General features: G+C 65.9%; 18 protein-coding genes. 8 read left to right on the forward strand and 10 right to left on the reverse strand.

Features of this window, described 5'->3' with window-relative positions; genetic code table 11:
• From VB777_RS13675 to VB777_RS13690, 4 genes are all read right to left on the reverse strand, one after another.
• Positions 1–475, reverse strand: a 475-nt coding sequence (locus tag VB777_RS13675) for a transposase (RefSeq protein WP_323249592.1), incomplete at its 3' end; no start/stop codon positions are given.
• A 118-nt stretch (positions 476–593) separates the two neighbouring features.
• Positions 594–1,259, reverse strand: coding sequence for an AAA family ATPase (locus tag VB777_RS13680; RefSeq protein ID WP_323249594.1), 666 nt, complete (start codon positions 1,257–1,259; stop codon positions 594–596).
• A gap of 775 nt (positions 1,260–2,034) precedes the next feature.
• Positions 2,035–2,892, reverse strand: coding sequence for a shikimate dehydrogenase (locus tag VB777_RS13685; protein WP_323249596.1), 858 nt, complete (start codon positions 2,890–2,892; stop codon positions 2,035–2,037).
• 664 nt (positions 2,893–3,556) lie between these two features.
• Positions 3,557–4,981, reverse strand: coding sequence for a glycoside hydrolase family 10 protein (locus tag VB777_RS13690; RefSeq protein WP_323249598.1), 1,425 nt, complete (start codon positions 4,979–4,981; stop codon positions 3,557–3,559).
• A gap of 428 nt (positions 4,982–5,409) precedes the next feature.
• Between VB777_RS13690 and VB777_RS13695 the strand changes: the two genes are divergently transcribed.
• Positions 5,410–6,072, forward strand: a complete 663-nt coding sequence (locus VB777_RS13695; protein ID WP_323249600.1) for a GAP family protein — start codon at positions 5,410–5,412, stop codon at positions 6,070–6,072.
• A 6-nt stretch (positions 6,073–6,078) separates the two neighbouring features.
• Here VB777_RS13695 and VB777_RS13700 read toward each other — a convergent pair whose 3' ends face one another.
• Positions 6,079–6,504 (reverse strand): hypothetical protein, encoded by a 426-nt coding sequence (locus tag VB777_RS13700; protein ID WP_323249602.1) that lies wholly within the window; start codon positions 6,502–6,504, stop codon positions 6,079–6,081.
• A gap of 149 nt (positions 6,505–6,653) precedes the next feature.
• Between VB777_RS13700 and VB777_RS13705 the strand changes: the two genes are divergently transcribed.
• The 3 genes from VB777_RS13705 (at position 6,654) to VB777_RS13715 (ending at position 10,477) form a co-directional block, all read left to right on the forward strand.
• Positions 6,654–7,664 (forward strand): J domain-containing protein, encoded by a 1,011-nt coding sequence (locus VB777_RS13705; RefSeq protein ID WP_323249604.1) that lies wholly within the window; start codon positions 6,654–6,656, stop codon positions 7,662–7,664.
• 64 nt (positions 7,665–7,728) lie between these two features.
• Entirely contained in the window at positions 7,729–8,730 is a 1,002-nt protein-coding gene (gene hemB, locus VB777_RS13710; RefSeq protein ID WP_323249606.1) for a porphobilinogen synthase, read from the forward strand.
• A gap of 73 nt (positions 8,731–8,803) precedes the next feature.
• A complete protein-coding gene (locus VB777_RS13715; protein WP_323249608.1) occupies positions 8,804–10,477 on the forward strand; it encodes a TolC family protein in 1,674 nt (557 codons plus the stop codon).
• Positions 10,478–10,480: 3 nt separating this feature from the next.
• Here the strand turns inward: VB777_RS13715 and VB777_RS13720 are convergent, their stop codons facing one another.
• Positions 10,481–11,527 carry an HlyD family secretion protein gene (locus VB777_RS13720; protein WP_323249610.1) on the reverse strand — a complete coding sequence of 349 codons (1,047 nt, stop codon included), beginning with the start codon at positions 11,525–11,527 and terminating at the stop codon, positions 10,481–10,483.
• 76 nt (positions 11,528–11,603) lie between these two features.
• The gene (locus VB777_RS13725) at positions 11,604–13,166 is read right to left on the reverse strand and encodes an MFS transporter (protein WP_322758365.1); all 1,563 of its coding nucleotides are present in this window, start codon (positions 13,164–13,166) and stop codon (positions 11,604–11,606) included.
• Positions 13,167–13,239: 73 nt separating this feature from the next.
• On the opposite strand from VB777_RS13725, the gene VB777_RS13730 reads away from it, so the two are divergent.
• Positions 13,240–13,677: a VOC family protein gene (locus VB777_RS13730; protein ID WP_323249613.1), complete on the forward strand. Its 438-nt coding sequence runs from the start codon at positions 13,240–13,242 to the stop codon at positions 13,675–13,677.
• Positions 13,674–16,127, forward strand: a complete 2,454-nt coding sequence (locus VB777_RS13735) for an endonuclease MutS2 (RefSeq protein ID WP_323249615.1) — start codon at positions 13,674–13,676, stop codon at positions 16,125–16,127. The genes VB777_RS13730 and VB777_RS13735 overlap by 4 nt, the downstream gene beginning before the upstream one ends.
• Before the next feature lie 28 nt (positions 16,128–16,155).
• On the opposite strand, the gene VB777_RS13740 is transcribed toward VB777_RS13735, so the two are convergent.
• Positions 16,156–17,403 carry an ABC transporter ATP-binding protein gene (locus VB777_RS13740; RefSeq protein WP_323249618.1) on the reverse strand — a complete coding sequence of 416 codons (1,248 nt, stop codon included), beginning with the start codon at positions 17,401–17,403 and terminating at the stop codon, positions 16,156–16,158.
• A gap of 92 nt (positions 17,404–17,495) precedes the next feature.
• Here VB777_RS13740 and cgtA point away from each other — a divergent pair, with 92 nt between their 5' ends.
• Positions 17,496–18,488, forward strand: a complete 993-nt coding sequence (cgtA, locus tag VB777_RS13745) for an Obg family GTPase CgtA (RefSeq protein ID WP_197156969.1) — start codon at positions 17,496–17,498, stop codon at positions 18,486–18,488.
• 257 nt (positions 18,489–18,745) lie between these two features.
• Here cgtA and VB777_RS13750 read toward each other — a convergent pair whose 3' ends face one another.
• Positions 18,746–18,964: a Calvin cycle protein CP12 gene (locus tag VB777_RS13750; protein WP_197170647.1), complete on the reverse strand. Its 219-nt coding sequence runs from the start codon at positions 18,962–18,964 to the stop codon at positions 18,746–18,748.
• Between the two features lie 139 nt (positions 18,965–19,103).
• Here VB777_RS13750 and VB777_RS13755 point away from each other — a divergent pair, with 139 nt between their 5' ends.
• Positions 19,104–19,604, forward strand: a complete 501-nt coding sequence (locus VB777_RS13755; RefSeq protein ID WP_323249620.1) for a hypothetical protein — start codon at positions 19,104–19,106, stop codon at positions 19,602–19,604.
• Here the strand turns inward: VB777_RS13755 and VB777_RS13760 are convergent.
• Positions 19,578–21,560, reverse strand: coding sequence for an ABC-F family ATP-binding cassette domain-containing protein (locus VB777_RS13760; protein WP_323249622.1), 1,983 nt, complete (start codon positions 21,558–21,560; stop codon positions 19,578–19,580). The genes VB777_RS13755 and VB777_RS13760 overlap by 27 nt on opposite strands.
• Between the last annotated feature and the right edge of the window lie 9 nt (positions 21,561–21,569).

Consider the following 21,569-nt stretch of genomic DNA (forward strand, 5'->3'; position numbering starts at 1 on the left):
TATGTCCCGTGGAAGAACCGCCACCTTTGTCTGCACCTTGATCATCGTCGGTACCTGCGGCCTGGATCACATTCAGCCCATGGCGCACGATCCGTTCGTTGCAGTCGTTGATCACTGACTCCGGCAGCCGCTTCCGGAAATAGACCATCATCGACGGATCAAACGGTGCTGAGAACTGGAATGCTTCTAATCCAATGAAGAATTGAAGGTACGGGTTTTCCTTGAGTTGCTCAACCAGCTCTTCGTCTGTGATCGCCATACGAGCCTTGATGGTCAGTGCACCCAGCGCCATTCGAAATGGCTTGGCAGGTGCCCCAAAGCCTTTGCAGAAGTGCGACGCGTAGTCGTCCTCCAGCTCATCCCAGGGAATGAGCTCAGCAAGCTTGATCCAGCGATTGTCACTAGAGAGTTTGCCGCCAAACGGCAAGAAGAAATCCTCAAACGAGAGCTGATGACGATGCTCGCGCCGATACATGTGGAAAACTCTGGGCTGCTTTTCGGCGACATCGAGCCGAATTGAACACATTCTACAGTTAAAAACTGCTCGGATCTACTGCGGCGCAGCCGCTCTGCACTTTCTCAGGAGGCCCTACTCAGAAGTCTTGCAGGGGGTTGCCCTGAACTTTGCTTCGATTCAGCTTGTCGCCGCCTGCTTGGCTGCGATGCCGAATCTCGAGGATGGCGCTTTGCAGCTGTTCCAGTCGTTGCTCTGCCGGTCCAACCAATTCGATCAGCAGCGGAGCCTGTTGCTCTGGCATCACATTGAAGCGACCCTCGCGATAGATCTGCTTGAAGATCGCATCAACTTCGTCACGGTAGGCATGATCAACTGGGCGGATGCCATCGTCTTCCATCGCCACGGGCCAGGCTTCAGACTTTGGGACGAATGCAAGAATGTCGAGGTGGTCCAATGATTCCCTTGCGGCGGGAATCATCGAGGCTACGTACTCGTCGTCAATGTCGGTACTTCGTTGGTTCGCGGTGTATTGGGAATAGGCGAGATAATCGATGGGCGCGCGATCGAAAATCACATGATCCGACGGACTTGCGTAGCGATGGATCCTGGAGATGTTGTAGTACATCTGGATTCCATTGTGCAGTCGAGTTGATGCCTCGCGAAATAGTATTTCGTAGGGGCCGTGCAGCCCAAGGGCGCGGTAGGGTTCTTCTTCCCTGTGAAAGGAGGGATGGGCCGCGGCCCAATCCCTGACCACGGTGGACTTGCCCAAAGAATGAGAGCCTGAAATGGCGATGCGCATGGTGAGAATTGTGCCAGGAAGACTCTCTATTCTTGGAGTATCGCACTTCGGAGTGGTTCAGTGCGCGCATCCTGGTGCTGCGCTTGGACGGCTTGGGCGGGTCATCGCTTCGGGCATGAAGTGCGGGCAATGCAAGGCACCAGTCTCCTGTCCCTGTGTCCAAGTCCATGCCCTGGCACTTCAATCGTCAGTGCAATGGCTCTCTTGCGCCTTTCTCTTCGGGGATGGCCTGGTTTCTCTGCTGAAGTCCCACCGTTCATCAGAGCGGCAGGGGCCTGCACTTGAGAAGGAGCTCCCGCCGATGCACAAGTGTCACCTTGATCGGACCGAGTTCAAGGTGGTCCCCGATGGATTCCCCGACTCTCCTGGGAGGCGTTCGGTATTGGGCGGCTTTCTTTCGGGCTCTGCATAAAGCTCATGACGCGGCAGCCTTTTCAGCGGGTGATGATGGCATCTTCGCTCAGTCCTCGATGAAAAGTTTCCATGTCGTCTTGTTGCTCTCGTGATTGACTTGGCCTTGGATGTGCGACGTTTGCGTGAAGATAAGTTGACAGAAGTATGCGTAGTTGTCGTTTTTTGAACTGTGCGACTTGTCGGATTGCCTCTGGTCCGGGTGCTCCTCCTCGGCGATGCTCCATTTAGGTTTTCGGTGCGTGTTGAGACTGCATCCGGGCCCCTTGCTTGATCTCCCCGCCATTGCGGGGCACGAGCCCAGGGATCGGATGGTCCCCGCAGCCCAGGTCCGGCCATCGTTCTGGAGGGAAGGATCCAAAGCTCACTCACCGAGGGCGTCGGCCACGGCGCGATGGAACACCGCCTCCTCGGGGCTGATGCCAGTCCAGCGCTCAAAGATTTGCATCGCCAGCTGCACCAGCATCTCCACCCCGTCCACAATCCGGCAGCCCCGCTCACGCGCGGTGGCCAGAAAGGGCGTGATCCGCGGGTTGGTGATCACATCCACGGCTGTACATCCCGGGTCCACCGTTTCCCAGCGCACAGGGACGGGTTCCAGCTGTGGCGCACAGCCCAGATGCGTGGCGTTCATCAGCAGGGTGGTGCCCGCTGGAACGCTGACCTGCTGCTGCCAGGCCTGCCAACAGCAGGGCACGCCACTGGCCCGTTGGACGAGCTCCGCCACCTCGCGCCCCTGGCTTTCGCGGCGAGTCACCAGGGTGAGCTGGGCGGCACCGGCCCAGGCGATCTCCACTGCCATTGCCCGGCCGGCCCCGCCGGCGCCGAGCATCACCACCCGCTGATCGCGCAGCGGCACCACCTTTTCGATCGCCTTCACGACGCCCTTGCCGTCGTTGTTATGGCCGATCAGGCGGCCCTGCTCGATCGTGACGTAGTTGGCGGCGCCGATGGCACGCACGTCGTCGTCGACCCCATCCAGCATGGGCATCACCGCCACCTTGTAGGGCACGGTGATGCCCACGCCGCGATAGCCGAGCGGAGCCAGGGCGGCGACGGCCAGGGCCAGATCAGCCTCCGAGGCGATGTCGCTCTTCCAGAACTGCCAGGGCAGGCCGTAGTGGCTGTACACCGCGTCGAACATGCGGTCGATCGGGTTCTCGGCCACTGGATGGCCGAGCATGCCGGTCATCTGCTTCTGGGGAGGAATCACGGCGGCCATGGCGACTGGCTCCAGCTTGGCAACGCTGCGATGGCGAGGCAGGGCCTCCAGACATGGCCATCCAGCTGCTGCTGCAGCGAACCCCCGAGCGTGCCCGGCTGTTGTGGTGGGAGGTGGCGGCTTGTGCCCAGCAACGGCTCCTTTTGGTGGCGGCCCGTCGCCGCACCCTCGGGAAATCCTGGCCCTTCCGAACTCACGCCGCGGCAGCGCCTGAGACCCCCAGTCTCCGCCGGTTCAGTAGGCACAAATCCGGAAATCACTCCCGTCCCAGCAGGCACGATCCCGAACGGAGCGGCGGGCTGGGCCCCAGCGGGAATTGATGCCGTTCTGAGTGACTCCGCGTACTTCCGCACTCTCTGGCGTGACGAGAGTCACCGTGAGAAGCAGCCGGCCTGCAATCAAGGGCTGTCCAATGGGCCCGATCGAAAAGCTGCCGTCGCCGCCAAACTGCTGGAAATCGCAGCGTCCCTGAAACGTCGTCACCCCAGCCTCCACAACCACACAGCGGGCCTCTTTGGCTGTGGCTGGCGAAGTGGCGAGCCATCCAAGCGAAACGGGCAACAGGGCCAGTGGCAGGAGGCGCTGCAGAGGCTGTTGCCAGGCCATGGTGAACAAGACGTTGTCCCTTGCTAATGCCGTGGTTGGTGGGTGTCAAAGCAGCGGTTTAGGCTTCCTGCAGCACTGGGGAGAATGCAGCGGTGGATTGAATGGGTGCTGCGCGTGGAGCGAAGGCTCCCGGCAGGCTCGGTAGGGGAGGTGGCAAAGGCAGGGGTCTCACCGGCAGTGCATGACCTGGCCCTGCTGTTCCAGGAGCTGGTGTGACAGGAGGTGGTGTTCCAGGTTGATTCGGGAGGCTTGTCGGGGCCGCGGGTTGCGAAAGCGTCGAGGAGCGGGCCCGCCGCTGGCGAGGAGCTGGTGTGGGGAAGAGCTGCCGCAGGCCCTCCAGCCGTGCTTCCCGCGGTTCGCCGCTTTGCTCCCAGAGGCTTTCGAGGTAAAAGAAGGCAACCCCCAGCTGCCGTTCCCTGGCGGCCAGCACCTGGGACTGGATCAGTTCCATCGGTGCGGGTCTGGTGCGCTGACCGCTCATGATGCCGATGCCGGTTGGGATCTTCTGCAGGGTTTCCTGTACCTCCACCCGGCTGAGATGGGGCAGAAAGCTTTCGAGATCAGGGCGATAGATCTGGATCAGGATCTCGTCTGCGATGTCGCGCCGCACCCAGGTGAGCCAGTCCTGCAGCTGCAGCTTGTAGGCAAAGTCGTAGTAATTCGGCGACACTGAGACGATTGCCCCTGGTCGGCGAGCCTCCACCGCCTTCCGCAGCTGGCTCATGAAAGCCGTGATCTTGTCCGCCCGCCATTTCAGCCAGGCAGGATCCTGTGGAGCAGGAGGTGCTGATGCCGTGGAGGGTGCCTTTGAGTTCGGCTTTCTGGTTTCCTTCTCGTACAGCGCCAGCGTGTAGGGGTCGTAACCGAAGTCCCGCGGCAAGCTCATGTGGTCGTCGAACTGGATGCCGTCCGCGTCGTACTGGCCCACGATCTCCAGCACCAGATCGCTGATCAGCTGTTGTACCTCGGGCCGGAAGGGATTGAGCCAGGCCACGGTGCCGGCGGCGCTGATCGAGGTGAGGCCGCCGTCCTTCTTTCGGGTCAGCCAGTCGGGATGCTGCCGGGCCAGGAGTGAGTCCGGTGGTGTCATGAAGCCGAACTCGAACCAGGGCACCACCAGCAGGCCATGGGAGTGGGCGGTCTCGATCAGTTCGGCCAGGATGTCCTGGCCCTGCAGCCCGCGGTAGGTGAAGGTCTGCAGGCCGCGCTCCTCGGTGACGCGGCTGGGGTAGTAGGCGAAGCCCGCGTTCCAGACGACCGGATACAGGGTGTTGAAGTTCAGCTCCGCCAGCTGGGCCACCATCTGCCGCATCCGCTCCCGGTCGCGCAGCACGCCCATGTCGTTGGCGGTGATCCAGACCCCCCGGATCTCGGTGGGGCTGCCTGTGGCGATCGGCTGGGCGGCGAGCCTGGCGGGGAAGGGCAGGAGCAGCGCCAGCCCCAGGGTCGCCAGCATCAGCAGAACCCAGAGTCGGCGGCCCATGGGGGGCGTGGGCTGTAGGAGCCGAACGTTAAGGCCTTCTGCTTCCGAGCGTCTTTGGCGCCGGCCCAGGCCTGTCCGCGGGCCTTGTGAGCAAGATCACAGCCGGCCTTGCGCTGGATCGCAGCGGGCACCAAACGCTCCGCTGAAAGTGACGTCATCGGGCAAACGAACGATGCCGACCCACCAATCCGCCACCACCACCCAGAAGCTCCTCACCCTGGTCCTCGCGGCCATGGTGGTGGCGATCGGGCTTGGCAACCTGGAGGCGCCCCAGCTTTCACCGGCGGTCACGACCCTGCATAAGGGGGCAGAGACAGGAACTGCGCAGTGCCGCTCGCCCCAACATGCGCTGCCTCGGCCAGCGCGCAACCGGCGTGTCCAGGATCTGAGCCTTGAACGGATCGCCCATTCCCCCCGATGCTGGTTGGATGGTGTCCCTCTCCCTGCTCGTCGAAATTCTGCCCCTGGCGCTTGGCGCGGCAGTCAGTCCATTGGTGCTGATCCTGCAGGTGATGCTGCTGGGCCGCAGTACCCAGGGCCTGGGTCCCAGCTGGGGCTTCGCCGCCGGCGCCAGCCTGGTGGTGGCTGGCTGGACCCTGGCTGGATTGTTGCTGGGCCATGCCCTGCCGCCCCGCACACCAGGGCCTGACCCCGTGGCTGCGGTGGTGCATCTCGTACTGGCGCTGCTGTTGTTAACCCTGGGCCTGGCGATTCAGCAGGGACGCCTGGTGCATGCGTCAGTGGTGGGTGCGGAGGGGGCGCCCCTGAGTGTCAGGCGTGGCCTGTTGATCGGGACCGGCAGCATGGCCACCAACCTCACCTCGCTGGTGTTGTTTCTGCCAGCACTGCAGGATCTGGCCCGTGCCCAGCCATCGCTGCCGACCGAAGTGTTGCTGGTGGGTCTGATGGCCCTGATCACCCTGCTGCCTGCCCTGGCTCCACCCGCTCTGGTGTGGCTCTGGGGCGCCCCTGGCCGCAGAACGCTGGAGCGGCTCGCGCCCTGGATGGCGCAGCACCAGCGCCGCATCCAGGCGCTTCTCTGTTTCGGCTTCGCCGGATTTCTGGCGCTGAAGGGCATCAGCGGCCTCTGAAGGGGTTCAGCGGCCGTAGCCGCTCCACACCTTCAGTTCCTCGATCGTCTGCACGCCCTCAATCCGCTTGTCGGCCATGACCCAGGTGGGGAAGGCGCGAATCTTGGCGCTGATGCAGCGCTGACGGCCGGCATCGTCCTTGTCGCACTCCACATAGGGCAGGCGATTGCCGGCTTCCTTGCCGAACAGGCTCTTCTGTTTGAAGCAGGCCGGGCACCACCAGGCGCCATAGAACAGCACTCCCTTGGCACGCAGGTGCTCGGTGAGGGCCTTCTGCTCGGCCGTTGAAGCGTGAAGGGCCTCGCCAAGACTTGGGGTCGTGCTGGCCTTGCCGGAGGGGGCGCTGCCGGCACTGGCGGTACTGGTGAGGCCCACCATCAGCGTGGTGAGACCGATCAGCAGGCCGGAGCGCAGGGTGCCGCGAGGAAACATGGACGGAACCTGAGCTCGATGCAGTTTAGGAACAGTGGAGGCCCATGGGCACGAGCCGCGTTCGGCCTTCCGCCCCCCAGAAGGCCGCACGACAGAGGCTGTGGCTGAGACACTGGGTCCGGCCGTTGTTCCGATCTGCCTGCGCTGCGATGAATGCCAACGGCTACCGCGACTACTTCAAGGTTCTGGGTGTGGAGCGCGGTGCCGATGCCGACACCGTCAAGAAGGCCTTTCGGCGGCTGGCACGGCAGCACCACCCGGATGTGAATCCCGGAGACAAGAGCGCCGAGGCTCGCTTCAAGGAGGTGAGTGAGGCCTATGAAGTGCTCTCTGATCCCGACAAGCGGCGGCGCTACGAGCAGTTCGGTCAGTACTGGAGCCAGATGGGTGGCCCCGCCGGGGGCGGTGGACCCGGTATGGATGTCGACTTCGGCCGTTACGGCAACTTCGACGACTTCATCAACGACCTTCTGGGTCGTTTTGGGGGATCGGGCGGGGGTGCCGGCGGTGCTGCTGGTTTCGGCGGGGCACCGGGAGGCTTCGGGTTCGGCTCCGGTTTCCCCGGAGGCTTCGGGGGCGGTTTCCCTGGCCCCGGTGGCGCCACGGCCAGGGGAGGAGCCGCCAATCTCGATGCAGAAGCCACCCTTAATCTCACCTACAGCGAAGCCTTTCGCGGCTGCGAGCGCACCCTCGCGGTGAATGAGGAGCGGGTGCAGGTGCGCATCCCTGCTGGGGTGAAGGCCGGCAGCCGGCTCCGCCTCAAGGGCAAGGGCAACCTCCAGCCCGGCACGGGGCGCCGCGGCGATCTCTACCTCCAGCTCCAGTTGCAGGAGCACCCCGTCTGGAAGCTGGATGGCGATCAGTTACGCGCCGAGCTGCCGCTCAGCCTCGATGAGTTGGCCCTCGGCGGTGAGGTGCGGGTGGCCACGCCCGATGGCGAGGCTGCCGTCCAGGTGCCTCCCGGCATGACCCTGGGCCGCAGCCTGCGGCTCAAGGGCAAGGGCTGGCCGGTGAAGGGTGGGCGTGGCGACCTGCTGCTCACCCCTGTGCTCAAGCTTCCCGAGATGCTCAGCCCTGAGGAGCGCAGCCTGCTGGAGCAGTTGCGGCAGGCCCGCAGTGCCGATCCCCGCAGCGGCTGGATCCAGGCGGCGAAGCTCTGAGGGTTCCACCACCGGAGTGGTGCTGATCCCCGCTCCGTAGGATCCGGCCAGCCCGTTTCCGTCCATGGAGCTCTCCTACCGCCCCCGCCGGCTGCGCCGCACCCCTGCGCTGCGGTCCCTGGTGCGCGAGCACCATCTGGCCGCGGCTGATTTCATCTATCCCCTGTTCGTGCATGAGGGGGCGACCAACGAGCCGATCGGCGCCATGCCCGGTTGCCAGCGTTGGAGCCTGGAAGGATTGGTGGAGGAGGTCGGGCGCGCCTGGAACCTCGGTATCCGCTGCGTGGTGCTGTTTCCCAAGGTGGCCGATGGCCTCAAGAGCGAAGACGGCGCTGAATGCTTCAACGAGCACGGCCTCATCCCCCGCGCCATCCGTCGCCTCAAGGAGGTGCATCCCGGCATGGTCGTGATGACCGATGTGGCTCTCGACCCCTATTCCTGCGATGGCCATGACGGCATCGTCAGCGCGGAGGGCGTGGTGCTCAACGACGAAACCGTGGCCATCCTCTGCCGCCAGGCGGTGGCCCAGGCTCGGGCCGGTGCTGATCTGATCGGCCCCAGCGACATGATGGACGGCCGGGTGGGTGCGATTCGGGAAGCACTCGATGAAGAGGGCTTCGAGCACGTGGGGATCATCAGCTATACCGCCAAGTACGCCTCCGCCTATTACGGCCCCTTCCGCGAGGCGCTCGATTCGGCGCCCCGTGCCACCAACAGCAAGCCGATTCCCAAGGACAAAAGCACCTATCAGATGGACCCGGCCAATGGCCGTGAATCCCTCACCGAAGCCCTGCTTGATGAGCAGGAAGGCGCCGACATCCTCATGGTGAAGCCCGGCCTGGCCTACATGGACATCATTCATCGCCTGCGGGGCGAAACCGAACTGCCGATCGCCGCTTATAATGTGAGCGGCGAATACGCCATGGTCAAGGCGGCGGCGGAGCGGGGCTGGATCGATGAACGGGCTGTGGTGCTCGAAACCCTGCTCTGCTTCAAGCGGGCCGGTGCCGATCTGATCCTCACCTATCACGCCTGTGATGCGGCGGCCTGGCTGCGCCAGGGCTGAAGCTGGTATCTGTGCTGTTTCATCATGCCTGCCGCTTATAGGCTTGGCGCGCTCAAGCTTCTGCCGCCAGTCCATGCTTGTGCCTGTGGACCGTTTGATGGCGCCTCTGGCGGCAGCGCTGCTGGCGGGCGTGGTACTTCCTGCGCCCGCGGCTCTGGCGGAAGCCACGCCGCCAGCCCTCAGGCCCCTGCTGCGCAGCTTCGAGGCCTACGCCCGCGATCTTGACCGCCTCGATCAGGCCTGGCCTGCCGATGCCGAGTCTGCGGCGCCGTCACCGGTTGAGACCGCGGAGTTGCTACGTCGATTGCCGGCGCCCGCAGCGGGCGCCTTGCCCGACGAGCCCAGCGCCGTGGCGATCCGTGAGCGCCTGCGGCTGGATCTGCAGCAGGCGATCGCCCTGGCGGTGCAGAACGATCCGGTGCTGCAGCAACAGATCGCTCGTGTGAACGAACAGCAGGGCTGGCTGCGCTCTGTACGTGGCCGTTTCTATCCGATCCTGGGCCTCGCTCTGGGTGGCGGTTACAGCCAGCAGGCTGGCAGCAACTGGGCCTGGAAGGGCAATCTTGGTGTAGAGGGCTACGGCGTCAATTCGGCCTTTGCGGTGCCCACCGGTAGCTCGAACCGTTATCAGACCAACATCGGTGAAGGCTTTGCCCAGCTGCGGCTCGATTACGAGCTGGTCAGTTTCGAACGCAGCGCAGCCCTCGCCCAGGTGAAGGCGGATCTGCAGGAGTCGCAGCACACCTACGCCAACCGGCTGCGTCAGCTGCAGCTGGATGTGAGCGAGGCGTATTACCGCCTGCAGCTGGCCGATCAGCTCCGGCGCATCCGTCAGGTCGTTGTAGACAACGACACGGTGATCCGTGATCAGGTTCTGGCGATGAAAACGGCCGCTCTGGTGCCGCGGGTTGATCTGTTGCGGGCTGAAGCGTTGCTCCAGCAGGACCGCTTCCGGCTGGAGCAGGCCGAGGCCCTGAGATTCAGCAGCCAGCGCCGGTTGAGCAACCTGGTGAATGTGCCCTTCGATGTCACGTTGGTGGCCAGGCAGGCAGTGCGATTGCAGCCCCCCTGGCCGCTGGATCTGGAGCAGACGATTGTTCGCGGGTTTCAGGACAATCCCCAGTTGCAGGCCCTGCAGGCTGCACGCACCGCTTTGCAGCGGCAGGCGGATCGTTCCGCCGCCGAGCTGTTGCCGCGGGTGTCGCTGTTCGCCACGGGTGGGTATCAGGTGGCCCAGAGCACCTCTCCGGTGATCGATCTCAACGACTGCTGCAAGGGGCCAGCCTTCATCCCTGGTCTGAACTCCCAGGGTGGCGACTGGGCCGCCGGTGTGCTGCTCAACTGGCGGCTGTTTGATGCCGGTATCACAACCGGCGCGGTGCAGGCCACCCTGGCCGCGGCGGATCGCACCGCCCAGGCCGAGGCCGCTGAGCGCAATGCCATTCGACAGCGGCTGGAAGCCGCCTACTACGGCCATCGTGCGGCTCTCAGCCAGATCATCGCCGCCAATGCCTCCTTCCGGGCCGCCCGCGAGGCCTACCGCGATTCCAGGGCTCGTTATGAATTTGGACTGGCTGACTACACCGACCTTGCCGACACGATTCGCTCCCTCACCACGGCCATGGAACAGCGGGCCGAGGCGATGACCCTGGCCAACCTCAGTTACGCGCAGTTGCTGCGTGAGCTCCTGCCGGTGCCCTCCCGGCCCGATCAGCCTGTAGAGCTGCCGATCACCCTGCCCCAGTAAGCCTCAGAGCGTATTCACCGTGGCATGGGCCGTGGCGCCCGCCCGCAGCGGATGTTGTGTGTTCTGCTCGAGGCGGATGCGCACAGGAAAACGTTGGGGCACCTTCACCCAGTTGCCTGTGGCGTTCTGGGGTGGCAGCAGGGAGTCGTAGGCACCGCTGCCCTGGCTGATGTTGATCACCTTGCCTGAAAAGGTAGTGCCGGGATACATGTCCAGGCTGATCGTGGCGGGCATGCCATCGCGGATTCGACCGATCTGCGACTCCATGAAGTTGGCGTCCACCCACCAGTGGGTGTTGTCGATCAGCTTGAACATGGCCTGGCCTGGCTTGACGTATTGCCCCGCGCGAATGCTGAAACTATTGCTCACGTAGGCATCCATGGGTGCGTAGTAGCGCGTGTAATTGAGATTCACTTTCGCAGTGCCAACCGCAGCCCGCATGGCGCGAATATTGGCGTCTTGCTCGCTGATCTGTTTCTGCAGTCTTGAGATTTCGATTGTTGCGCTTTTGACTTTGGCTTTGGCCTCCAGCTTGGCGCTTTCGAATTCCTGCTCTTTCTCCAGGGCTACCACCTGCTGTTGCTGGAGGTAGGCATAGCGTTGCTGGTTGAGGTCGATGAGCCACTGGCTTGCCTGCTGATCTTTCAGGGCTTGGCGAGCCTTGAGCAGTTGATCCTCCAGGGAGGATTTCTGGGCAATCGCTGCCTCCACCTGGTGCTGCTGCTGAGCCACGCTGAGCTGAAAGGGCAGCGGCACGATCTCGTAGAGCAGCTGGCCCTTCTTCACGAAGGCGTTGGGCTCAGCCTGGATGGTCTTGATATAGCCCTCCACGTAGGGCGACACCGTCACGGTGTAGGCATGCACGTAGGCGTCGTTGGTACTAGGGAAATAATGATTGCGAACGAAATAGCCCGTCAGCCCCGCCCCCACCAGCGCGACGGCACCGCCGGCGATCCAGAGTGTGCGCCCGCGACCCCGTTTGCCGGGGGGAGCAGGGGGCGGAGCTGGAGCCCCAGGGGCTTCGCCTGGGTTGAGGGCCGTAGCGCTCATGCGTGCCCCTTAGGCAGGTCAATCACATGGAGCTTAGGGCGCTTGATTGCCAGGAGTTGCGGCGGTGGCTGCGGGCTCAGCGCCTCGGACCTGGGCTGCGGTGCAGCAGCGGCAGGGCGCACAAAGCCAGCAGCGCCAGGCCCACCAGGGTGGCGATGTTGATGAACGCCACCACTTCAACCTGTTGAGCGGTTGCCTTGTTGATCAGTTCCAGGGAGCCCTGCGACCAGGTGTCGCCACTGATGCCCGCTGAGTGGCCGCTCAGGGGTTGTTGAAAGGCCTCCATCGCTGGACTGGTGCTGCTGATTCGTTCACGGAATCGATCCCAGCTGCCCTGGCTGGTGACGGTGAGGATGGCGGCACTCACGCCTCCCGAAAGCGCCTTCGAGATGTTGGCGCAGAAGAACAGCACCGAGCTGGCGCTGGTCATCAGCTCGGGCGCCATGGTGGAAAACGACATCTGGATTTCCAGGCAGTTGATCAGCGCGAAGCACGTCCCTACGGCCATCAGCTGAATCGTCAGATTGGCGTTGTTCTGCTGGGCGCTGGTGTGGGCCATCCACAGGGCCGTGAGGGCAAACAGCAGGATCGCGGTCGCGCAGAGCTTCTTCTTGGCCGGAATCCGGGCAGCGATCAGATGGGGGCTGACCCCCGGGGTCACCATCACGGCTGTGAGTACCGCGGTACCCACAAATGGCACAAAGGACCAGGAGTAAGTTGCGATCGTGTTGCCCAGCGCCACCGTGAGAAAGCGGGGCACGATGGCGAACATCATGAACAGGAAGAACATTACCGAGCTCAGGTTCACGACGCTGATGCAGTAGTTGATGTCCTGGAAGATGCGCAGGTTGATCAGCTTCGGTACCGCCACCGCCCTCCAGGCAAACAGGCCGATCAGCAGCAGGGCGCTCCACAGCATCACCACATAGGTGCTGCTCTGGAACCACTCCTGCTGGTTGCCCACCACAAGTGACACCGCCAGCAGACCGAAGCCGCCGGCCATCAGCCCATAACCAAGCCAGTCGATCTCAGCCTGCGGGTTGCCTGGGGTGGCTGGCATCAGCCGGGCGATCACGGCCACCGCCACCAGGGCGGTGAGGCCCAGCACCCCATACAGCACCCGCCAGCTGAAATACCAGGTGATGAAACCGGAAAAGGGGATGCCGGCACTGGAGCCGGTGACCAGCGCCAACGCCACCAGTCCTTTACCCATCGGCGTGTATTTCTCCCCCAGCTGGCCGCCCAGATAGCCGCCGGCGGCGGCTGGGATCACGCCGGCCCCCAGTCCCTGCAGGACGCGCATGGCGATGAACAGCTGGGGATCGGTGGCCATGGCGCTGATCAGGCAGGCCACGCCGAACAGCCCTGGACCCACGGTCGCGATCGCTTTGGCCCCCACCCGCTCACGCAGGCTGCCAAGCAGCGGCATGATCAGCGCGGCCGGAATCAGGAAGGCGTGGCTGAACCAGCCGGCGAGGTAGGGCGTTCCTCCCACGTCGCCACTCACATAGGCGTGGGCGGGTACGCCCACCGAGTCGGTGGCGAAGAACACCAGCTCCAGAACCAGGAACCCGGTCGCCACCACCCCTCGGTTGGTGAGCCAGAAGCTGCTGGGTTGACCCGACTGAGCTGGGGTCACGGGCTGAGGCGCTGGGACGAGGTCTCAGTGTTGCCCGGTAAAGCGGACAATGGAGGCCGAGGCACCCATCGCCATGTCTGCCCCCCGGCCTGCAACCCACCGCCTCGGTCACGTGGCCCTGAGGGTGCAGGACATGGACCGTGCCACGGCGTTCTATGGCTCGCTTGGTTTTCGGCTCACCTGGGAGGCCGACGACTGGGCCTATCTCCAGAACCCCCGCAATGGCGACGGCATTGCCCTGCTGAGCCCCAGCTACAAGGCGGCCGGTCCCCACGTCGCCTTCCACTTCTGTGAGCGCTGCGAGGTGGAGGAGGCCCATGCCCGCCTGGCGGCGGCCGGTCATCCGGTGGGGCCGGTGCATGACCACCGCGACGGCACGGCGTCCTTCTACTTTCAGGATTCCGAGGGCAACTGGCTGGAGATGCTCTACGAGCCAGCCGCCGGCATCCCCTCCAACGTGCCGGGCCAGGCCCCGATTCCCGTGCCGCCGCTGGCGGGGGAGCGCAGTTGATCCAGTCCTCCGGTGCGCCGCCGGCCCCGACGCCGGTGCAGCACGACACGCTTGAGCTGCTGGAATGGCCGCGCCTGGCCGGCCATGTCGCCAGCTTCGCCAGCACAGCGGCCGGCCGCAGCCATTGCCTCGACCTGCCCCTGGCGCCGAGCTGTGCCGCCAGTCAGCGCCTGCTGGCCGAAACCACCGAGTTGCTCGGCCTCGATGGCCTGGTGGAGGGTGGGCTCAGTTTTCAGGGGGCCGGCGACATCGCCGCCACGGTGCTGCTCTGCGCCAAGGAGGGCACCGCCGATGGCGAATCCCTGCTGCTGCTGGCCTCCACCCTGGCGGCGGCCAGGCGCCTGCGGCGGCAGATCGAGGATCCGGAGCTGCGGCCCACCAGCTCGGCTCTGGTGGCGGGGCTGCGCACCCTGCCCGAGCTGGAGCAGCGCCTGCATTTCTGCCTGGAGGAGGGTGGCCGGGTGGCGGATCGGGCCAGTCCCCCCCTGACCGGTCTGCGACGCCAGCTGCAGGGAGTGCGTGGCGAGCGGCGCGAGCGACTTCAGGATCTGCTGCGGCGCCATGCCGCTCTCCTGCAGGACACGGTGATCAGCGAGCGCAACGGTCGGCCCGTGCTGGCGGTGAAGGCCGGTGCGGCCAGCCAGTTGCCCGGCCTGGTGCACGACAGCTCCGCCTCGGGTCAGACGGTGTTCCTGGAACCCCAGGCCGTGGTGGCCCTCGGCAACCGCATCCGCGAGCTGGAGGGTCAGGAACGGGACCTGGAGCGGGAGGTGTTGCGGCAGCTCAGCGCAGCGGTGGCCGAGGAAGCTGCGGCGTTGCAGCACCTCCAGGCGGTGCTCGTCCAGCTGGATGCTGCCCTGGCCCGCGCCCGATATGGCGCCTGGCTCGGGGCGGTGCGGCCCCAGCTGCTCGAGGATCCAGAAGCGGCCTTCGAGCTGCGCGAGCTGCGCCACCCCCTGCTGCTCTGGCAGGAGCGGCGCGAGGCTGGCGCGCCGGTGGTGCCGGTGAGCCTCACCGTGGGCAACGACCTGCGCGTCGTGGCGATCACCGGCCCCAACACCGGCGGCAAAACGGTGACGCTCAAAAGCGTGGGGCTGGCGGCCCTGATGGCGCGAGCCGGTCTGTTTCTGCCCTGCTCCGGCACTCCCCGGTTTCCCTGGTGCGCCCAGGTGCTGGCCGACATCGGCGATGAGCAGTCGCTGCAGCAGAGCCTCTCCACCTTCAGTGGCCACATCCGCCGTATCGCCCGCATCCTCGCGGCCCTCGGCCCCGAGGATGCGGGCGCTTCGCTGGTGTTGCTCGATGAGGTGGGGGCCGGCACCGATCCGCAGGAGGGGTCGGCCCTGGCGGCGGCGCTGCTCAAGCATCTGGCGGATCGGGCCCGGCTCACGATCGCCACCACCCACTTCGGTGAGCTCAAGGCCCTCAAATACGGCGATCCGCGCTTCGAGAACGCCTCGGTGGCCTTCGACGTGGAGACCCTCTCGCCCACCTACCGGCTGCAATGGGGCATCCCGGGGCGCAGCAATGCCCTGGCGATCGCCACCCGTCTGGGTCTGGAGCCTGCGGTGGTGCAGGCGGCGGCGGCCCAGCTCGAGCCGGCCGGTGAAGGCGAGGTGAACCGGGTGATCGAAGGTCTCGAGGATGAGCGCCAGCGTCAGCAGCTGGCGGCGGAAGAGGCGGCGGCCCTGCTGGCCCGCACCGAGCTGCTGCATGAGGAGCTGCTGCTGCGCTGGCAGCAGCAGAAGGAGCAGACCGCCGAGCTGCAGGAGCGGCGGCGGCTGGAGCTGGAGCACTCGATTCGCGACGGCCAGAAGGAGGTGCGCCGCATCATTCGCCGGCTCCGGCAGGGGGCGGCCCGCGATGGCGGTGGTTCTGCGGCCAGCCTGGGGGAAACGGCCCGCCAGGCGGGGCAGCGGCTCAAGACCCTGGAGCGGCAGCACCGGCCCCAGCCCGAGCGGCGTGACCATCGCGGCTGGCAGCCCATGGTGGGCGATCGGGTGCGGCTCCTGGCCCTGGGCAAGGCCGCCGAAGTGCTGGCCATCTCAGGCGATGGCCGCGAACTCAACGTGCGCTGCGGTGTGCTGCGGCTCACCGTCGATCTGACGGCGATCGAGGGGTTGCATGGCGAGAAACCCACCCTGCCGGAGCCTGCCGCTGCCGTGGTGCAGATCCGCAGCCGCCGCTCGCCCGCCAGCCGCGGGCCGGATGTGCGCACCGAGCGCAACACCGTGGACGTGCGGGGGATGCGCGTCCATGAAGCCGAGGCGGCGGTGGAGGAACACCTGCGCGGTGCCAATGGCCCGGTGTGGGTGATCCACGGCATCGGAACGGGCCGGCTCAAACGGGGGCTGCGCGAGTGGCTGGCCGGTGTGCCCTACGTGGAGCGGGTGGGCGACGCGGAGCAGGGTGACGGCGGCCAGGGCTGCACGGTGATCTGGCCCCGGTGATCGGGCTCGGGTGATCAGGCTGGAGCCATCAGATCCGTCCGACGTCTGGAAGCTTCGGCTCGTGGTCCATGGGGACCGGCAGGGGCATGGGCAGGGCCTCGCCGGAGGCATCGAAGAACCGCCAGCCGCTCGGCTCCACCTCCAGGTGGATGGTCTGGCCCGGAGCCAGGTGCTGCGAGGGATCGGCCCGCAACAGCACCAGATGGCTGGTCTCCTGCAACCGGCAACTGATCAGTTGCTCGTTGCCGAGCGCCTCGAGATGGGTCACCTCGGCCGGCAGGTTGCGGTTGGTGGCGGGGGCCAGCCGTAGATGTTCCGGCCTCAGCCCAGCGGTCAGGCTGCTGGCTGAGGCGCTCTCGGCATGGGCGGCCAGGGCCTGGGTGACCGGCCCCTCCACCAGAAAGCGGCGTGAGCCCAGTTGCACCTGATCCCCGCCCAGGGCGATCACCGGCAGCAGATTCATCGGCGGGCTGCCGATGAACTGGGCCACAAACAGATTGGAGGGCCACTGATAGAGCTCCATCGGCGTGCCCAGCTGCTGCAGCCGGCCGGCATTGAGCACGGCGATGCGGTGCCCCATGGTCATGGCCTCCACCTGATCGTGGGTCACGTAGAGGGTGGTGGTGCCGAGGCGTCGCTGCAGCTCGACGATCTGGGCACGGGTGCCGGTGCGCAGCTTGGCGTCGAGATTGCTGAGCGGTTCATCCATCAGGAAAACCGCCGGCGAGCGTGCAATCGCCCGCCCCAGGGCCACCCGCTGCTTCTGGCCTCCCGAGAGCTCCTTGGGGCGCCGCTGCAGCAGCGGCTCCAGCTCCAGGGTCTCGGCCACCTCGGCGATGCGCCGTTCGATCCGCTCCTCGCGCTCGGAGGGCACCCGCAGCAGGGGCGGCAGCTGGCGACTGGCCCGGTGCAGGGCGTCCTGCAGTTGCTGGGGCGCGCTGCGGGGGCGGCTGCGCCGCAGACCGAAGCCGATGTTGTCCGCCACGCTCAGGTGGGGATAGAGGGCGTAGCTCTGGAACACCATGGCCACGTCACGCTGGCCGGGCCGCAGCCGGCTCACCGGATTGCCGCCCACATAGATCTCGCCACCGCTGGGGGTCTCCAGGCCCGCCAGCAGCCGCAACAGGGTGCTTTTGCCGCAGCCGGAGGGGCCCACCAGCACCAGGAATTCACCGTCGGCGATGGCCAGGTCCAGCTGGCGCAGCACAGAGACGGGCTCACTTCCGCGCCGCGGCGGATAGGTCTTGCTGACCTGCTGGAATCGAACCTCGGCCAAACCAGCCCTGCGACCCGGCGATCCTAGGGTTGTCGATCGCGGAGGTCCCGGTTGCGGAGTTCCGGCAGCGTCGTTCGCCTTCCCCGTCCCCCTTGCAATTCATTGATCAGGCCCGCATTGCCGTTCAGGGCGGGCGCGGTGGCGACGGCATCGTGGCCTTCCGCCGTGAAAAGTATGTGCCGGCTGGTGGGCCATCCGGAGGCGACGGTGGCCGTGGCGGCCATGTGCTGCTGGTGGCGGACAGCAACCTCCAGACCCTGCTCGACTTCAAATACAAGCGGCTGTTCGCCGCCGATGACGGCCGCCGTGGTGGGCCCAACCGTTCCACCGGCGCCAGTGGATCGCCGTTGGTGATCAAGGTGCCCTGTGGCACCGAAGTGCGTCACCTGCGCACTGGCATCCTGCTGGGTGATCTCACCGAACCCGGCGACGAGTTGTTGGTGGCCGCCGGTGGCCGCGGTGGCCTCGGCAACGCCCACTACCTCAGCAACCGCAACCGGGCCCCCGAGAAGTTCACCGAAGGCAAGGAGGGGGAGCATTGGCCGCTGCAGCTCGAGCTCAAGCTGCTGGCGGAAGTGGGCATCATCGGCTTGCCCAATGCCGGCAAGAGCACTCTGATTTCGGTGCTGTCCGCAGCCCGGCCCAAAATTGCCGATTACCCCTTCACCACCCTGGTGCCCAATCTGGGTGTGGTGCGCCGCCCCACCGGTGATGGCACAGTCTTTGCTGACATCCCCGGCCTGATTGCCGGCGCAGCCCAGGGGGCGGGCCTGGGTCACGATTTTCTGCGCCACATCGAGCGCACCCGCCTGCTCCTCCATCTGGTCGATGTCGGTGCTCCTGATGTGGAGCGGGATCTGGCCGTGGTGGAGGAAGAGCTCAAGGCCTATGGCCACGGCCTGTCGGAACGGCCGCGGCTGGTGGTGCTCAACAAGCTGGAGCTGCTCGATCCCGAGGAGCTGGAGGCGCTGCGCCTGCGGATCGAAGCTCGCCTCGGCCAGCCCGTGCTGACGATCTCGGCGGCGATGGCCCAGGGACTGGAGCCCCTCAAGCAGGCCGTGTGGCAGGCACTGGGCGTGGGCTGAGCGGCCTCGGATCTGGGTTTGAGCGGCATCTGAGCTGCCTTGCTCGAGGCTGCTGCAGGGGCGCTGACTCTGACGGCGGAGGCTCTGCTCTGACTGGCTCGCTCCCAAAGACAATCCCCACAACGGCAGGCGTTGTGGGGCAGCAAAGCAAATACAGCCCCAGGAAGAGAGATCTCCCAATCAAGAAGCCTGGGATGGGGGAATGCTGCTTGCCGGGATGACGACTGAGCCTGGATGAGCCTCAGCCTGGACAAGCCTCAGTCGTCGTAGACACGGCATTCGGGGGCTTCAGGGTTCAGATCGCAATACACCTCCAGGGAGGTTGGATCCTTGCTCTCTTCGGGGTGGTGCTCCTTGTATTCCTGCAGATCGTGAAGTTCGCCCTCGAGGTGACGCAGCTTGGCGAGGTCGCCGGAGGCACGGGCCGCTTCGAGCTCAGTCTGATCCTTCTGGATGTGCTCGTCGATCGTGTTCATGCAAATGCCGGCCGTGGCGCACCGGAGATCATCGGTTCCACCTTACGGGCCATCACGGCATGGGTGGGCCTCTGTGCGCTGCTGCTGATCTGGTTCGGCGTGGCTATCAGCAAGGGCGTAGCCAGTGGAGGGCACGCGCATGGCACGCATCAGGCAACGCCTGGGTCGCCATTTCATCGATGAGGCAGGTCGCCTGATCTGGATCAATGGCCCGGACGACCACTGCTACCTCTCCGAGCAGCGCCAGTGGCGCCGCGGCCTCAGCTTCGCCGAGATCCTCGAGTGGAAGCAGTGTGCGCCCAGCGGCCTGGTGAGTCAGCGATTCCCGTCACCGCGGGCGGCCTGCGAGGCCTACGAGCACCGCCTGATCACCTGGGCGCACGACCTCTATCTGCGCCGCATGGGAGATCAGATGGCACTCCATCGCGGCGTTGACGACTACAAACCCACCGCGATCAAGCTGGCTGAAGACGCGGGTGCGCCGCCGCGCGTCCAGCCCTGGCGTTTGCCGGAACCCCTCGGCCCGGTGTGCGGCTTGCCGCCCCGCGGTGCCGAAACCGGAGCGGCGGGTTCAAACGGTCTGGAGATGGCCCACCCCCGCCGCCGTCGCCGCTCAGGCTGTCAGCTCGCTCAGCTCTAGCCAGCGCTCCTCCGCTGCGCCGATCCGCTCGATCAGCTCGGCCAGCTCCTGGGTGAGGCTCTCCAGGGCGGTGTAATCCTCGCCGCCCCCGGCGAGGCGTTGCTCCAGGTCGCGGCGGCGTTCCTCGAAGAGGGGCAGATCCCTGTCCAGGTGCTCCAGCTCGCGGCTCTCCTTGAAGCTGCGGCGCCGCAGCTTTGCCTGTGCGGATGCGCTTCCTCCTGGGGTTGTGGCCGCCTGGGTCGCTGGAGTGGCAGAACCGGGCTCCGGCGAGGCTTGGCCTGACCCTGACTGGCGGTTGTTCTGATTGCTTCCCCGGTTGCCTCCCCCCTGATCCCTGCGCTCGAGGTAGGCGCTGTAGTTCCCCTCGAAACGCCGCAGCTCGCCGTCTTCGAAGCTGAACAGCCGATCCACGGTGCGATCGAGGAAGTAGCGATCGTGCGACACCACCACCACACAGCCGCGGAAGTCTTCGAGGAAGTCCTCCAGCACGCTGAGGGTGTGCACGTCGAGGTCGTTGGTGGGTTCATCGAGCAGCAGCACGTTCGGCGCTTCGATCAGCAGCCGGCAGAGGTGCAGCCGCCGCCGCTCACCGCCGGAGAGCTTGCGCACCGGCTGATGCTGCTGGGCCGGTGGAAACAGGAACCGTTCCAGCAGCTGCGAGGCGCTGAGCTCCACCCCGTCCACGTCCACGCGGCTGGCGGCATCCTTCACCACATCGATCACCTTGCGCTCCAGGGCCGGTGTGCCGTCGGCGCTGGCCTGCAGCAGCACATCGCTGTGCTGATCGAAGTAGGCCAGCTTCACGGTGCTGCCCAGCTCCAGGCTGCCGCCGCTGGGCTGGCGCCGACCGGCGATCACCTCCAGCAGGCTGGATTTGCCGACACCGTTCGGACCGATGATCCCCACCCGGTCTTCGGGGCTGAAGTCGTAGCTGAACTGGCGCAGCAGGGTGCGGCCCTGCTCCCCTTCGACGCTGCTCACGCACAGATCCTCGGCCGTGATCGCCCGTTTGCCGAGGCGCCGGCTGTTGGTGGTGAGGCTCACCTGGCCGCGACCCTGGCGCGGCGGCGTCTCCCGCAGGGCCTCGATGCGCTGCAGGCGCGCCTTCTGCTTGGTGCTGCGGGCCTTGGGGCCCTGGCGCAGCCAGGCCAGCTCGCGCCGCAGGGTGCCCTTGAATTTCGCGGCCGTGGCGGCTTCGGAGGCCTCCTCCTCGGCCCGGTGCTTGAGATAGGTGGCGTAATTGCCCTCGTAGGGCCGGGCTTCCCCCTGTTCCACGGCCACGATCCGCCGGGTCACCCGGTCGAGCACGTAGCGGTCGTGGGTGACGAGCACCAGGGCGCCGGGGAAGCGGCCCAGATAGCTCTGCAGCCATTCCACCCCGTGGGCATCGAGGTGGTTGGTGGGTTCATCGAGCAGCAGCACGTCCGGTTCGGCCACCAGGGCGGCCGCCAGGGCCACCCGCCGGCGGAAGCCACCGGACAGATCACCGAGCCGCTGGTGGCCGTCGCCCAGCCCCAGCCGCTGCAGCACCTCGCGGCACTGCTGTTCCAGCTGCCAGCCGTTGCTGCGGTCCAGCTGGGCCTGGAGATCGCTGAGCTCAGCCAGCCGCGCGCCGTCCTCGGGATTGGCCGCCACCGCATGGCTGAGCTGCTCGTAGCGCAGCAGCAGATCGGCCTTCTCGCCGCAGTCTGCCCAGACCTGCTCGAGCACGGTGTTGGCGGGATCGAAGACGGGGTCCTGGTCCACCAGCACCACCCGGGTTCTGCTGGCGCAGCGCCGCTCGCCGCTGCCCAGGGGTTCGAGGCCGGCCAGCACCCGTAGCAGGGTGGATTTACCGGCGCCATTGGGGCCGATCAGCCCGAGCCGCTCCCGCTCCCCCACATGCAGGGTCAGGTTCTCGAACAGGGTGCGGATGCCGAAGTCCTTGCCGGCATCCACCAGGCTGATCAGGCTCATGGGTCAGGT

The organism is Synechococcus sp. CCY9202, from assembly GCF_034931685.1.
Classification (GTDB): Bacteria; Cyanobacteriota; Cyanobacteriia; order PCC-6307; family Cyanobiaceae; genus CBW1002.

What these genes read in the sequence shown, in the direction of transcription:
- VB777_RS13680 (WP_323249594.1), bottom strand. Translation starts at nt 1,259, where the DNA reads ATGCGCATCGCCATTTCAGGCTCTCATTCTTTGGGCAAGTCCACCGTG.
- VB777_RS13685 (WP_323249596.1), bottom strand. Translation starts at nt 2,892, where the DNA reads ATGGCCGCCGTGATTCCTCCCCAGAAGCAGATGACCGGCATGCTCGGC.
- VB777_RS13690 (WP_323249598.1), bottom strand. Translation starts at nt 4,981, where the DNA reads ATGGGCCGCCGACTCTGGGTTCTGCTGATGCTGGCGACCCTGGGGCTG.
- VB777_RS13695 (WP_323249600.1), top strand. Translation starts at nt 5,410, where the DNA reads ATGGTGTCCCTCTCCCTGCTCGTCGAAATTCTGCCCCTGGCGCTTGGC.
- VB777_RS13700 (WP_323249602.1), bottom strand. Translation starts at nt 6,504, where the DNA reads ATGTTTCCTCGCGGCACCCTGCGCTCCGGCCTGCTGATCGGTCTCACC.
- VB777_RS13705 (WP_323249604.1), top strand. Translation starts at nt 6,654, where the DNA reads ATGAATGCCAACGGCTACCGCGACTACTTCAAGGTTCTGGGTGTGGAG.
- hemB (WP_323249606.1), top strand. Translation starts at nt 7,729, where the DNA reads ATGGAGCTCTCCTACCGCCCCCGCCGGCTGCGCCGCACCCCTGCGCTG.
- VB777_RS13715 (WP_323249608.1), top strand. Translation starts at nt 8,804, where the DNA reads ATGCTTGTGCCTGTGGACCGTTTGATGGCGCCTCTGGCGGCAGCGCTG.
- VB777_RS13720 (WP_323249610.1), bottom strand. Translation starts at nt 11,527, where the DNA reads ATGAGCGCTACGGCCCTCAACCCAGGCGAAGCCCCTGGGGCTCCAGCT.
- VB777_RS13730 (WP_323249613.1), top strand. Translation starts at nt 13,240, where the DNA reads ATGTCTGCCCCCCGGCCTGCAACCCACCGCCTCGGTCACGTGGCCCTG.
- VB777_RS13750 (WP_197170647.1), bottom strand. Translation starts at nt 18,964, where the DNA reads ATGAACACGATCGACGAGCACATCCAGAAGGATCAGACTGAGCTCGAA.
- VB777_RS13755 (WP_323249620.1), top strand. Translation starts at nt 19,104, where the DNA reads ATGGCACGCATCAGGCAACGCCTGGGTCGCCATTTCATCGATGAGGCA.
- VB777_RS13760 (WP_323249622.1), bottom strand. Translation starts at nt 21,560, where the DNA reads ATGAGCCTGATCAGCCTGGTGGATGCCGGCAAGGACTTCGGCATCCGC.